The sequence below is a fragment of the Nitrosomonas sp. genome, from assembly GCA_016703745.1.
Taxonomy (GTDB): domain Bacteria; phylum Pseudomonadota; class Gammaproteobacteria; order Burkholderiales; family Nitrosomonadaceae; genus Nitrosomonas.
Map to the genome: position 1 here is coordinate 940,214 of JADJBK010000006.1, position 13,981 is coordinate 954,194.

Below are 13,981 nucleotides of genomic sequence, written 5' to 3' on the forward strand. Positions count from 1 at the left end.
TCAGCCCTCCTCCCAATTAGGGCAGAAATTCGTATATAAAAGGTAGCAGCCATGGCGGGCAGTACGGCCCACTCTCGAGACAGAGAGAGTAATCATTCCATACCTCGAAGAATATCCTCGGCGGCAAGGCGTGCGATATGTGCTGCCTCGCTGCTTCCGGTGACCATGGCGGTCACGATTGCCCCATCGATGATCAAGCTTAATTTCTCGGTGATCATATCCGGATCCCTTGCCCCGCTTTCCGTAACTATTGCCCGGAGTCGGTCATTTATTTTTTCCCGGTGCGCAACAGCCACATCTTTTACCCAGCCACCCTCCTTCTCGTGCTCCGCGACCGCGTTGATAAAGACGCATCCGAAGTAGTCTTCTTTTTCGAACCATTTCTCTATCAGGTCGAACAGGAGCATGATGCGCTCTTTGGCGGAGCATTCTAGATCCGACAAATCCCGGTCGAACCATCGATACCACATGTCCGCCTCCGTATCTAATACTGTCTTCAGTAGATTTTTTCGAGCCGTAGTGCTTATAAAGGCTACCGCGAGCGACACCTGCTTCTTTAAGGATCCGGGAAATACCAGTTGCGTTTATCCCCACTCGACAGAACAGGTAGCGCGCGGCCAGCAGCAATTTTTCACTCGGTGATTTGCGGTGTTCGACTATCCTTGTCAATCTCTTTCTCCGTGATTAGTGATGATCAAAGTGAGTTAGGGTAGTCGAGGGCGGTTCTCTGCCAACTGTTTTTTGATTTTTCGTGCGATTTTTCCCGCTTCCAGACGGATTTCGCGTAACTGCCCACTCAGGGGATTGACGTGCCCGATAAAGTACAGGCGAGGTGCATCCGAAAATTCCTGTTCCCCTAGGACCACCGGCCGATCATCCGGGCTGGTAATACCGGGAATCTGGATCAATTTCGTAAGACCAGTCCGAAAACCTGTTCCAGCAACGATCACATCTACGTTTAGGGCTATTTCATTTTGCTGATCGCTAGGTTTCGCTTCGACGGAATTGAGTGCATGTACAGTCTGCCCTTCAATTTTTCTGATCGGGCCAACTACCCGAATACGCCCCGCTCGGATATCGTCCACAAAGGGATAATAGAGAATCGGTACAACCTGGGTTCTGGCGAACTGCTGCGACACCCGAGTGACAGGAAAGGGGAGGCCGTATTGCGTCAAATTACCTATGAACAGTCGCCGTAAAACATACAGAAGGCCATCAACCCATGCGGCTGGCAGATATCGCGTTGCAAGGCCAATCCCTACCAGTGGAATGCCAAAGATGCTTTTGGGAAGGATGTGGGGCGGCGTTCTGACAGAGAGGGTGACCGATTTCGCGTGCTCGGCGAGGCGACTTGCAATTTCGGCGGCTGAATTACCACTACCGACAACCAATACATTCTTTCCCGCATAGGTCTTGGCATGCTTGAATTTTGAGGAATGGATGATTTCACCGGAAAGGTTTCCGCTCCTACCCATTCCGGGATAACGGGGGTATGTGCTCCTCCTGTCGCAACGACCACTGCTAGTGACTCAAATTTTTTACCATCATGGCTAGTGATAGACCAGGTATCGCGTAGGCGATCATATTCGACTTTCTCAATATTGATCCCGGTTTTAACCGTGAAGCCTCCTCGTTCAGGAAATGTTTCGAGAATACGCACAACCTCGTCACGTGAAGGCCAGCTACCGGCCGAGCGAGGAATCGGACTCCCGGGAAGCCGCGATAAGGCGCGCCCCGAATTCAGACGCAGACCGTCATAATGATTACGCCAGACATCTCCAACCGCAGCGGTTTTCTCCAGCACTAACGGATTGAGTCCAAGTCTTTTTAATTCATATGCTGCCGATAATCCCGCTGGACCAGCCCCAATTACCGCGACATCATGCACTCCGCTCATCTTTGTTCCCCTTCTTGCGAGTGTGAGAACTCACTGTTGCGTTCGTTCTCCTTGCAGATGATCTCAATATCAAGTGGTACCGGGCGGATTATCGTATCTGGAATGGGCGCAGTTTTTAGTAGTTTGGTTAGAATCTCTTTCACATCTTCTGGGGAAGAATCTGTTCGGATATCCACTGTTATCCCGATGTTCTCAAACCCGGGATTGCCGGTTTCAAGACCAAAGGCAGAACGAAAGTTTACCCGGCCTGAAACGCTCAACTGCTTAACCGCTGGCGGATACTTGGGCCTTGGCTTCTAGTCCAAGCAACTGATTGCATAACAAAAGGTGTTGATTATTAAAATTGTACGATCTCAAGTGCAATGTAAATTCAACACCTTTTATTTAGTTGCCGCTTGAAGGATAAACTAAGCGGCTTCTGCCCTTTTACGCGCTGGTCTCGACAAGATATTGTTCAGATATCGAGTGACATTATTATATGGCGAAAAGTCATACTCTCCATTTCGCGCATAAGATAAAATACCCGCCACATTGATGTCTGCAACACAAAATTTATTCGCAACCAAGAAATCTTTACCGCCCAGATAATTATCCAACACCCCCAACGGCTTCATCAAACTTCTTTCAGCACTTTTAATCAAATCAAAATCTCTATCTTTTTCTGCAACTAATTTTTTCTGGAAAATAATATTGACGCAATGTGTTTCCATCTGCGCTACCGCAAAAAATGTCCATTTAAAAATCTGCGCTTCGTCTTCAAGGCGGTTGAACCAGAGTTTTTCAGCGCCATATTTCCTAACCAGATAGAAATTTATCGCCATTGATTCAGTCAAAACAAGATCCCCATCGACCAGGGTAGGAACCTGTGCCATAGGATTTAGCGCCAAATATTCTGGCGAATTCTTTCCTTCTTCAAAAGGATGTGTTTTGATATGCTGAAATTCAAGGCCAAGCTCTTCCAGGGTAAATAGCACATAGTTTGCTCGTGACCATTCGATGCCATACAAAGTAATCATATCTTCACTCCAGTAAAAAATGCACGATTCATCATTGTAGCGCCGTTTTTCAACTTAATAGGTATTTGTTCGTTCCGGCTTCTCATCGGGTGAGCGTTTATAAAAAGGCCAATTCTTAACATGCAAATGCTTCCTAATCGGCGTCTTGATAACCGACACACATAATGCAATTGAGAATAAACACCAGACGGCTGAGAATTCATTTGGATCATTGGTCAAAATATCTGAAATCAGCGGACCGACCAAAAAATGAAAACCGACAAAACGCCATGAGCCATAGATAAAAGGCATAATAAATGCGGCTAGGATATAAATTAATGCGTGCAAGCCCCAATCAAATCCGAACAAGTATGCCTGCGAAGGCATTGAAGAATATACTTTAGATACGTTTGGCAAAATTCAAACCGGAATTTATCTGAAAAAATTGCATGAGAAAATGCAGCTTATCTCTGAAAATCCAAATAAACTTGGTAAGTTAAGAGAGGACATTTCTAGTAACTGGAATTGCTATAGTTGCTTTGTAGGTTCTCATACTATCTATTATGAAATAGTTTCAAACAATGAAATCAATATTATCGACATACTACATCAGTCAATGGAGCCACAGCGTCATCTTTTAGGTGAGTAGCAGGTATAGGGGTACGTTTAAACAAACGACAGATCTGTTTGATGGGACTATAAGCCCAAAACTGCTCTGTTGCAAAATAAACGAGCTGGTGCATTATTGAATTTTTAAGGATATATCGCAATGTCGGATTTCAAATGGCGGCATTACCATAAGTGGTGTGATTCTTGGTTGCGTTAGATGGTACTGCAAATATGGAATCAGTTGCCGTGAATTGGAAGAGATGATGTTGGAGCACGGATTTGAAGTAGATCACACCACGCTTTACCGCTGGGTTCAGCATGATGCGCCAGAAATTGAGAGGCGCTTGCGATGGCACTATAAGGCGGGGATTGCTCGCAGCTGGCGAGTAGATGTGACTTATGTAAAAGTTAAAGGAAAATGGGCTTACTTATACCGGGCTGTTGATAAGCGCGGAAAAACTATTGATTTTTATTTGTCGTCTACTCGCAGTGCTAAAGTGGCCAAGCGTTTTCTCAGCAAAGCACTCAAGTCCATAAAACCATGGGCACATCCAAAGACAATCAATACAGACAAAGCACCCGCTTTTGGTTCCGCCATTGAGGAACTGAAGATAGAAGAAAAATGCCCAAAATATACGCTACACCGGCAGGTGAAATACCTCAACAATATCGTTGATATTGAGCCTCTATATGAATTAAAAGAATCTAGAAACCCTCAAGGTAACAAAACTGTCCTGTCTGAAGAAAGACACGGGATTTTTAGGAGCATCTTCAAAGAATGCCTGGCCGATAAGCTCGATTTTTATGTGTTGACCGAGCCGTCGTTCAGCTTCAACACGCAAAGTTGCCGGTCCATCTACAACATCAGTTACAAAGCCAGCGAGAACGGATGAATCTTGAACATCATTAAAAGCGAGGCGCGTGCCTAGAAAAATATCTTTATCATAAATTGTAGGAAAAATCTGTTTACTCCGAATGTCACCAAAACTCAGTTTATCCCGACCGTCATATAGTCCTTCCACAATGAGGCCAAGATCGATATCACTTTCGGCAACTTGGAAGAAGGTATACTCCAATCCGGCAACTGCAGCAGCAAATGTATCACCCTGTCCTTCACGGACGATCCCTTCAAACTTCCAAAGCCAGGCATCGCGAGTCAATTGAAGATCAATACCTGCCTGGGTAATTAAAGCGTAGTGTGGTGTAAAGCTTTGGTTGTCAGACGATAGAACAAGGGAAGGTTCGCGATTGATGCCGCGAAAGACATGTAACCCGAGATCAAAATCGCCAAAAAAATGTGAATAACGCAAGGCGACATCGGGATGCCACTGTTCAGCGCTGTTTTCATATACTGCGTTTCCCGTTTTAACAGGAAGCGGTGTTCTAAGTCGGCCATCACGCCCCGCAAACGTTCGTTCACGAAATCCTGTCATTAAAAAGAGTTCAAATCGACCGACATCTGACTGACGGCCTATCTTCACCATAGGCTGACCAAGAAAAGTTTCTTCATCGATGTCCTCAACAGCATCAATTTGATTGATTACATTAACCAGATGGCGAGATTCTGTAACACCCCAGAATACACGTGTGGCACCGGCAAGAAATTCCCAGTCGCCCGCAATTTTTCGCCAGTTTGCTTCGCGGATATCAAAATGAGTGCGTTTATCGTCTACTGCATCTACGCGAACGAAGGGCGTAAATTTTAACAATGAATCGCGGTCAGCACTACGCCAACGAAACTCTGGTTCCAAAAAGCTTGAGAACTGCACACCTTCAACCTGGCCGGGCAATAATGATTTGTCAGGAAACCCACGCATCTCTAAAGCCATCTGACCGCTCATGTCAAATGATTGCGCCGACACAACAGATAATTCGAAAAGAAATAAAACAGCAAGTGCCTTAATTATGAAGCTTGTTGATAAATGAAGTCTTCTTAATTTTTCCATGGCACTTGCAAAGTCCGCGCTTTCTAACGCTGACGCGATAGCGCTCCTGCAACAAAGTCTCTGTCGCTTAAGCCCAGATCAAATTCATAGTCCTTGAAAAAAAGATCCGTGCTTTTACCTGTTTGATGATTTTCCATGCGCCATACATGTGCTCGCCAGTATTTATCATCATAAAGCTTGTAATCCTCAAACAGTTGAGTTTTTAGTAGGCTGCCTTTGCGATCGTAATATTCAAGCTTGCGCACTTGATAATCGGTCTGATCAACCCAACCAATTTGTCGTGTATAGCCAGAGTCTTTATAAAGTGGGCGACGTTCGACAACATCACAGGTCAGCTCTCCACACGCTTCTTCACGCAACCAGGTATATTCATATTTTTCAAGCTCCTGGCCGGTAATATCTTCAAAAGCAAATTCTGAGCCGACAAATGGTCCGGATTTGTTTTTTGATGAGATGCGCTTCACGCGTTTGAGTTCTGGCAAATAGAGCCATTGATCGTCCGGATCCAATATTTGGGCGTACGAAAGTAACGCCGTACCTTCAATGTCTGCTGGTGAGAAAAAAACAATAAGATTTTTATCACCGACAGATTCATCAGGTAGTTCCAGGGTTGATTGTTCAAGTACACGTCGAGATTCTGCACCTGAGGCATTTTTCAGCACCATTTCAAGCTCTACTCGACTGTTATTGAAACCTCGATCTGAGCGGTCATTGCGCGCAGCAACATCATATCCTTTTTGATCAAGATCTTCTGCAGAAACAGGCAAATGAGCGAAGCTTGCCAGCACAAGAACACCGGCGAAAATCACATATTTATAGGGATTAAATTGTTTGCGTGCTTTCAGTGCTAACATAATGAACTCCTTTTGTTTTAGGTTTAGCGCGTAACATTAAAAGCGCTGGTAACAACAACAGATCTACAATCAAAGCGATAATAATGGCCAGTGCAGTCAACGTTCCCATATCACCCGTAATCTTGAATGATGAGAACATGAGCACACTAAAGCCAAACGCCAGAATCAGCGCATTGGCCACAACCGCAGCCCCGACAGTATCAAAGGTGTAACGAATTGCGTCCTCAATGGAGAGCATTAGCTCTTCACGAGCACGCTGGTATTTCGTAAGGATATGAACCGTGTTGTCGACAATAATGCCAAGAGAAGTAGCGGATACTGTCGCTGCAGCCATACCCACTTCACCCACTAACAGCGCCCATACGCCGAACGTCATAATAAGTGGCGCAATATTTGGAATCAAGCTGAGAAGTCCGAAACTGAAGCTTCTCAGTGCGATCATCATAATGATTGAAATCAAAATGACAGCGACAATGTTGCCACCAATCATGTCCTGAATATTGCGCTCGGAGATAAAGGAGAAAAGATAGGTTGCGCCAGTGCCATAGACTTCATTCCCGGGTGAGCGGTCGTCCCACCAGGCCTCGACCTCTTTCAGGAATTGTCGCGTCTCTCCTGTGGTAATTTCATCGAGCGTGACCGAAACTCGGGTCGATGATTTGTCAATGTCTATGCGGTCATTGAGATCCAGTCCGTAGGGTAATGACAATTCATAAAGCAGCAGGTATTGTGCAGCGAGTTCGCGCTCTTCTGGAATTTTATAAAAAGCCGGATCATCGGCATGCATGTTCTTGCTCAACCGCTTGATAACGTCCGTATACGAGTAAACATGGCGTACTTTTGAATATTCCCGCAGCCAGATTGCAAAGTCATCAAGGTCTTGCAGATATTTAGGCTCACTGATGGCGCCAGGTCCTCCTGCAGGCACGGAGTATTCCAGAATATAAAGCCCTGTCAGGTGCTTCATAGCAAACTTCGCGTCACCACGAAATTCTACTCTATCGTCAAAGTATTCAACCCATTGATCATTCAGGTTAATTGTTGGTATAGCACAAGCCAGTCCAATAAAAAGAATACTCACGAAAACCAGTGTGGCCCGTGCTCTTGCAATAACGAACTCGGCAAGTTTGTTAATTGCTTCTTGCAACGGACCTCGAGATTTATCTGCGTAAGTTTGTACATTAAATGGCAAAAGTACTAACAATGCCGGCAGAAATGTTAGTGAAAAAAACCAGGCGGCAGCAATACCGACTGCTGAAATATTTCCTAACGCGTTGAAGGGCGGTGCATCGGAAAAGTTGAGAGCAAGAAAACCGATAATTGTCGTTAAACTGGTAATTGAAACCGCCAGGAAATTGACGCGAATGCTCTCTTTGATGGCCTCAATTTTGTCATCGCCAACACGCATACGCTGTACCATCGTGATCAGTATATGGATGGAGTCCACAATGGCGAGCGTTAGAATAACGACCGGCGCGCTACCCGAAAATGGTGAAATGATAATACCTGCCCAGCCCGCAAAACCCATCGCGGCCATTGTTGCAAACGTAATAACGAGTACCGTTGCAACGACACCCGAGAAGCTTCGTATGACCAGCCAGGTAATAACAATCAGCACTAAAAACATTGGCCCATAGAGCGTCTCTGCGTCATTAATTGTCGCTTGAAAAAAAGCAGCATTGAGTGCCGATATACCCGTGAGTGCAATCTTCAGGTCGGGATAGTCTTGTTCGAATTCGGCTACGAGTGCACGCGCGAAATTAATGGCTTCTGGTAACTCACCTTCACTTACTCCCGGGTATTGCAGTGTTACATTGATGCCTGATGCACCACGATCAAGTGCGACAAGACTGCCGGCAAGTAATGGTTCTTTAAGCGCGATGTCAACGCGCTTGGCTATTTCTGCCTGTGAAAGATTTGATGCATCTTCAATTAAGTCTTCTACAATTAAATCATCCTCTATTGCATAAGTATGCTGAAAGTTCGTGATTGAATCGACCCGTATTGCGAATGGAATCGTCCAGGCGCGCGCGGTTAATTCTTCAATAGCCTGGGCAACAAACGGTTGATCAATCGTTCCTGAATTAGGCTTAATAGCAAAAAGAAAATTGTCGTTTTTTGTATACGTCTCTTCAAATTTCTCAAATGCAATCAGATCAGGGTTTTTATCGCTAAAAAAGACTCGATAATTATGTGAAGCCTGAATCTGCATCAATCCAGCGGCCATAATTAAAAAGACAACAATTGCGAAAAAAATTGTCTTCAGACGATTTTTAATGACGAATTCTGCCCATTGAAGTGCAAAACGATCAGTTTTGTTTAATTGTTTGGTTTCGTTTCTAATGACAGTCACTGCAACCTCCATTTAAGATCATATGATCTTTTTTTGTCAAAATTATTTTTAAAATTGTGTAGCAAGTACAAGTAATAATTATTTTAAATAGATACCCATTGACTAAAATCCTGGATCTATCTATATCAACACGTATATTAAAAATATCATCCAAATAAGAACGATCGATCTTAATTGTGAAAAAATTTTTTTATTCTAGCTGTTCAAGCGTAGCAAGTATGGCTTGTTCTATTATAGAAAATGATATTCCGGCTCGAGACAACGCGGCTAGACCGTGGATTGTTGTTGCCATCGAAATGGCTATCCTTTCGGCAGGAAGATCATTCCGGACTTCTCCGACTGCAACAGCATGCGTTAACGCTTTACTCAGTGCTTTTGTCAGTTTATTAAAATTGCCCAACACCATGCTTTTGAGCTCCTCATCTGTTCCTGAAAACTCAATGGCCGTATTGACCAACATACAACCATTACGTAGACGCCCGTCTTTATTCATTTGCAGGATGATTTCGAAAACGTGTTCAATTTCAGCACGTCCAGCATTATTGTGGTCAAGAACACTGAACATCTCATCTGCTATATTGAGACAATATTTCCTAACAGTAGCCTTGAAGAGTCCTTCTTTATCCCCAAACGCAGAGTACAGACCTGCATGGGCAACACCTGTGTGCTTAACCAGGTCGCGCACTGAAGTCTCGACATAGCCCTTCTCCCAGAATAAATGCATCGCTTTGTCCAGCGTTTCATTAACATCAAATTCACGTATTCTCGCCAAGACGGACCCCTATCACAACATTCCTTATGTCAGACAGGCTACTATAAATTTGTGTGAATGAAAATACTCAATCCAGGATGCTCATCAAAGACACCTATAAAAGTAAGTAGCTGTCATGCACTTATTCTTCTAATGCATCACCGTTTTAGCTTAATTACTGAGGCTTGCTAAAAACCAAGCAAACCCGATTAAAATTATCCTCAATCCATAACCATGGGGCACCCTGATAATTTTAAGTAATATATCAATTCATTTCCTTGACAACATCTTAGTAAATCCTTCATCAATGTTTATTTTTGTTGCATTGGCCAAGTGATTATAGAAAACACTCATCCCTGACATGGCAATAACTTCCATGATTTCCTCCTCATCAAATCCCAGTTCTCTTAAGGTCTGAAAATCTTGGAGCATAGGAAAAATAAACCACCTTTTCCATGAGGATTGAATGTACTGAAAGCTGGCACGGTTGTCAAACACCATGATAATCTATCGAAAAATGACTGCGTTTCGGTTTAGTTGACACAAAAACGTCAAGGATTTTGCTGTGTTCTGGCGCTTCAGGCAAAAGACGCCCAGGGGTAAAGGTCAGCCCGGCAATGAAGAAGACTGATAGGAGCGAGTACGGGATCAGGCAGGCTCGAAAATATCAAAGATTTGTGCGGGTGAGCGTGGCGGCGCCCGGGTAGGCAAACCAAGATGATCAAGAATTTTAGTAATTACGCTGGACTCCAGAATAGCGGCAATGATTTTCAGGGTTCCACCACAATGCGGGCAGTGTTCAATGTCGATATCAAACACCCGTTTCAACAGGCGCGCCCAACTGATGCGTACAGAAGTTGGAGAATGTAGCGCATCATCATTGTCGTCCGCTGGTTTGCTTTTATTTTTCTTCTCGCCCGGAATAATCTCAGCGCGCAGCTTTGCATTCGGTGCGAGCACGCCATGGAAACGAATAAGGTTCAGCCTTGGTCTGGGAACCAATGCAGCCAGGCGTTGCATGAATTCCAGCGGCGACATGACAATATGCGTCGTGCCATCCCGATAAGGCGTCTTTAGTGTCAGCACCACCGCGCCGCTGCTGTTGAGTGTCAGTCGCTCATTGGCAATTGCCGGTCGCGTGATATAACGGCACAGGTGCTCCAGTTCCTTGCGCTGATTCATGGCGCAACGCACGCCGGCGTGCAAGCTAAAACCATGCGCATTGACACAGCACTCCTGGTCTGACTGCTCCAGGTTTTGTGTGGCCACAGTTTTCAAAGTCAGTATTTTTTGTCCTGCCCGGCGACCGAGCGCAATCCGGTAGGTGCAGGCCGCCGATTGTAGTGGCGCCAATGCCGCGTCCGATTCTATTTCTGCCAGGTAAGTCATCCCCTCCTCCTCAATAAGTGCGCCATGGCGAGTTAATGCTTTCATAATGCGCTTGATGATCTGCCCAAGCAGCGTGTGCAGCTGCTCAGCCGTTGGTGTCTTCACACGATGGAATTCCGGCTCGCCGTTTTGGATGCGATAGACACCATCGAGCACCAGGCAATGTAGATGAATGTTGAGATTAGCGGCGGAACCGAAACGTTGAATCAGCGTAATCGCGCCGGTTTGTGCTTCGGATCGTTTCAATCCGGCCCGCTTGATTAGAAAAGTTGAGATGGCACGGTGAATCACTTGTAATACCGGTGTGAGCAGATGTGGATGGGCGGCTAACAGGTAGCGCAGTGGAATCGGCAGTGAAAGCACCCATTGGCGCACCGGTACCCGGGGAATGATGTGATCAACCAGGTGAGCGGCCGTCTGCGCCATACGCCGTCCACCGCATGAGGGACAGAATCCTCGCCGTTTGCAAGAAAACGCCACCAGTTTCTCATGGGCACAATCGGCACAACGCAGGCGCAAAAATCCATGCGCCAAAATACCACACTCAAGAAACGCATCAAATTCGTCTTTAACAAAGTCCGGTAACCCTGAACCGGTTTCCATTTCAACCTGCGCAAAGAAAGTCTCGATATGTTCTTGTACCAATTGGTACAGAATGGTTTGTTCCGGTCGGTGTCGCTCATAGTGGATCTGATTTCCAGCCACAGCGTGTTGAGCTGATTGGCGCAGGTTATTTTGGTGGGACTGAGCGTGGGGAATGGCCGTTGGCATGATCATTGAGAACGATTGTTTTCATTCTCAATGTATCGGTCAGCTTAATGCGTTTCTTGAACTCCGTGAAAATCTAAACTGTGCCATGCGCACACCAATCCTGGACAAGACCTAAAACACTAACGGTCAGTTAAAACGACACTGATATCAGCCACTTCTCCATCGCAGCGGTATTTCAACGCCACACTCTGACCGGCATGCAGCGTCTTAAGGTTCCTGCTTATTAAAGGGGCAATTACCTCGGGGTGGCCGTACAAATTTTCTGCAGAACGCGCCCGTGGCCCCGACCGGGATAACGGAGATAGCCGTTTTTATCGACGGTTGGAAAATTTACAAGACCTGTTGCGCCACTCCGACAGCGAATCAATAGAACAGTTTTTCCTGCAAGCACGCAATACCCGCCGAAAATGGCTCCAATATTAAGCATGTCCCAAGCGATGTCGTAGAATCAACCGGATAGTTAAAGATTGGATACGCTTGTCAGTGTGCATGATCTCCGGGTGGCGGCATGATTTCGTCTTCCTGATTGAGCATGGATATCTGCAGAGTCAACGCACTTATATTTGACCAGCCAAATCCTTCAAACTGACCGACCCATCTGGCACGCATATAGCCAAAACGATCAATCAAAAATTCCATATGCCCAGGGATGATTCCTTGCCCTAAAAGATCGGGAACCGTTCTTACCCTGCGATATAGCAGGTAAGTGTTTTGATTTCCTGCCAGCCATCAGTCAGTAATGAAAAAGGAATGGCTGCTGATGCATGGATGAATTGTTGAGCATCGGATTCATTCATTGGAACGACCAGTATTTCGGTATTCAGCGTCATTCCAATTTCCTGATAGGCTGCGACCAGTTGATTGAGACGCTGCTGGGAATGGGGCCATGAAAACAAAACCAGCAGCACATTTTTTTGAAAACGAAAATCTTTGATACTTTTTACTGAGCCAGCATGTGTACTATAGGAAAAAACGGGTGCTGCGACAGCAGGTTTTTCAGGAAGAATCATGCTTCCCAATAATCGTGCGTCGAAACCCCTCGATAATGCGTGAAGATAATTGACAATATCCCAGCGAGCTTCTTCAGAAAGGAGCGCAGCATACCCTGGCATATCAGTTCCAGGAATTCCGTGAGATATCCAGTGAAAAAAATTTCCTACCGTATGTTTCGCGGTATGAGGCTCAGTTAACAAGTCGGCTGGCAGACTGGTCAACGTGCCTGCGCGTATACCATTACCTTTGCCCTGAGGTCCATGGCAACTGGCACAATGCTCAGCAAATAGTTGTGAACCGTTAGAAATCGATATCGTGTCAAGTGGAATCAGTGGTTTTTGATAAGTTGTGGGATAAGCTTCGATGGCAAATGGTGGCAGAGCAATCACCAGTGCAGTCACCACTAATCCGCTCGGGACAAGAATACGGGTCCGGCGGCGCCAGTTTTCTTTGATACTCACGCCAAAAACTATCAGTGCAACAGCGAGTAACGCAACACCAAACCAGAATTTTTCCTGTACGTCCGGTTTATCCCAATTTGGCTGGATCAATAAGTACGGGGTCTGGATCACGGTCATAAGGAATGACGACTTCGTCAACATAGCCCGCCATAGATGACTCTCCGCAGAATGGAATTGATAAAGTATAAAACAGGACTCAATCGCTTATTTCGCTATTGTTCAGCACCGTATATTCGGTGCTGAATGTGTCTGTCGCGCTGATCTATAGTGTGTGATTAATGCTGTCATTGATCCAGGTAATTGAAATTAAGGCATCAACTAAAAATTTTTCTAATATTGTAGAGAACAGGTACCGACACAATCAGTAGGAGCATGGGCCAAAATTCAACAATGGTTTCATGCCATTGTGTTCCAACTGTGATTGGAATCTCTACAACAAATTCGACTTGATCCGTATTTTTTCCAGAAAGGTAAAGCCCGTATTCTCCGGTTTCGTTGATGTTTAATACCTGCGTAATGATGCCGGATTCGTGGATCTCCGGAGGAATTGTCAATAGTGTTTTTGTCGGTTTATTATCTTCTATTTTTGCAAGCGTCATGGTCAGCGGCCATTCGCGCGCAGATTCAGGATAAAGAAGATCAATCGTAACAGCCAGCGTCCCCGGACTGGGTATTTTTCCGCATAGAACAGGAACGGGCATCGCACTCATTGCGTCACTGGGAATTGCATAATCTGTGGAAATGAAATAACCCGAGTAGCCAACCAACAGGTGTTCGGATTCGATTGTGCACGTGCCGCCTCGAAAACCCTTCGGATAGGTGGCCGAAGTATCCCCCTGCGAACCTACATGAAACTGCAAGCCAACTACGGCAATAATCGAAAGAGATCCGATCAGAATCAGAAAACGTTGTGCATTCTTAGGTAAATTTTCCCAAATGATATTCATGTTTCTCTCCTATAA

At 45.3% G+C, this 13,981-nt stretch carries 12 protein-coding genes and 4 pseudogenes; 2 read left to right on the forward strand and 14 right to left on the reverse strand.

Going from position 1 to position 13,981, the window contains the following annotated elements:
* Positions 1–92: 92 nt before the first annotated feature.
* The 5 genes and pseudogenes from IPG31_05395 to IPG31_05415 all read right to left on the reverse strand — a co-directional run bounded on the left by IPG31_05395 (position 93) and on the right by IPG31_05415 (position 3,264).
* Positions 93–660: pseudogene (locus tag IPG31_05395) on the reverse strand (TetR/AcrR family transcriptional regulator).
* Between the two features lie 44 nt (positions 661–704).
* Positions 705–1,897: pseudogene (locus IPG31_05400) on the reverse strand (NAD(P)/FAD-dependent oxidoreductase).
* The gene (locus tag IPG31_05405) at positions 1,894–2,157 is read right to left on the reverse strand and encodes a hypothetical protein (GenBank protein ID MBK6617822.1); all 264 of its coding nucleotides are present in this window, start codon (positions 2,155–2,157) and stop codon (positions 1,894–1,896) included. Before IPG31_05405 ends, IPG31_05400 begins: the two are co-directional and overlap by 4 nt.
* Positions 2,158–2,304: 147 nt before the next feature.
* Positions 2,305–2,913, reverse strand: a complete 609-nt coding sequence (locus IPG31_05410; GenBank protein MBK6617823.1) for a glutathione S-transferase family protein — start codon at positions 2,911–2,913, stop codon at positions 2,305–2,307.
* A gap of 54 nt (positions 2,914–2,967) precedes the next feature.
* Positions 2,968–3,264 (reverse strand): annotated as a pseudogene (locus IPG31_05415) (hypothetical protein).
* Between IPG31_05415 and IPG31_05420 the strand changes: the two are divergent.
* Together IPG31_05420 and IPG31_05425 are read left to right on the forward strand one after the other, a co-directional pair.
* Positions 3,227–3,541 carry a type II toxin-antitoxin system RelE/ParE family toxin gene (locus IPG31_05420; protein ID MBK6617824.1) on the forward strand — a complete coding sequence of 105 codons (315 nt, stop codon included), beginning with the start codon at positions 3,227–3,229 and terminating at the stop codon, positions 3,539–3,541. The pseudogene IPG31_05415 and the gene IPG31_05420 sit on opposite strands and share 38 nt — an antisense overlap.
* 120 nt (positions 3,542–3,661) lie before the next feature.
* Positions 3,662–4,235: pseudogene (locus IPG31_05425) on the forward strand (IS6 family transposase).
* Here the strand turns inward: IPG31_05425 and IPG31_05430 are convergent.
* The 9 genes from IPG31_05430 to IPG31_05470 all read right to left on the reverse strand — a co-directional run bounded on the left by IPG31_05430 (position 4,197) and on the right by IPG31_05470 (position 13,966).
* A complete protein-coding gene (locus tag IPG31_05430; GenBank protein MBK6617825.1) occupies positions 4,197–5,447 on the reverse strand; it encodes a hypothetical protein in 1,251 nt (416 codons plus the stop codon). The pseudogene IPG31_05425 and the gene IPG31_05430 sit on opposite strands and share 39 nt — an antisense overlap.
* A gap of 23 nt (positions 5,448–5,470) precedes the next feature.
* The gene (locus tag IPG31_05435; protein MBK6617826.1) at positions 5,471–6,301 is read right to left on the reverse strand and encodes an outer membrane lipoprotein-sorting protein; all 831 of its coding nucleotides are present in this window, start codon (positions 6,299–6,301) and stop codon (positions 5,471–5,473) included.
* Entirely contained in the window at positions 6,270–8,666 is a 2,397-nt protein-coding gene (locus IPG31_05440) for an MMPL family transporter (GenBank protein MBK6617827.1), read from the reverse strand. The genes IPG31_05435 and IPG31_05440 overlap by 32 nt, the downstream gene beginning before the upstream one ends.
* Positions 8,667–8,844: 178 nt before the next feature.
* Positions 8,845–9,426: a helix-turn-helix transcriptional regulator gene (locus IPG31_05445; GenBank protein ID MBK6617828.1), complete on the reverse strand. Its 582-nt coding sequence runs from the start codon at positions 9,424–9,426 to the stop codon at positions 8,845–8,847.
* A gap of 249 nt (positions 9,427–9,675) precedes the next feature.
* Positions 9,676–9,906: a hypothetical protein gene (locus IPG31_05450; GenBank protein MBK6617829.1), complete on the reverse strand. Its 231-nt coding sequence runs from the start codon at positions 9,904–9,906 to the stop codon at positions 9,676–9,678.
* A gap of 147 nt (positions 9,907–10,053) precedes the next feature.
* Positions 10,054–11,523, reverse strand: coding sequence for a transposase (locus IPG31_05455; protein ID MBK6617830.1), 1,470 nt, complete (start codon positions 11,521–11,523; stop codon positions 10,054–10,056).
* Between the two features lie 522 nt (positions 11,524–12,045).
* Complete coding sequence (locus IPG31_05460; protein ID MBK6617831.1) at positions 12,046–12,204, reverse strand: hypothetical protein; 159 nt, start codon at positions 12,202–12,204, stop codon at positions 12,046–12,048.
* Positions 12,205–12,248: 44 nt separating this feature from the next.
* A complete protein-coding gene (locus IPG31_05465) occupies positions 12,249–13,130 on the reverse strand; it encodes a cytochrome c (protein ID MBK6617832.1) in 882 nt (293 codons plus the stop codon).
* A gap of 203 nt (positions 13,131–13,333) precedes the next feature.
* Positions 13,334–13,966 (reverse strand): hypothetical protein, encoded by a 633-nt coding sequence (locus tag IPG31_05470; protein MBK6617833.1) that lies wholly within the window; start codon positions 13,964–13,966, stop codon positions 13,334–13,336.
* Between the last annotated feature and the right edge of the window lie 15 nt (positions 13,967–13,981).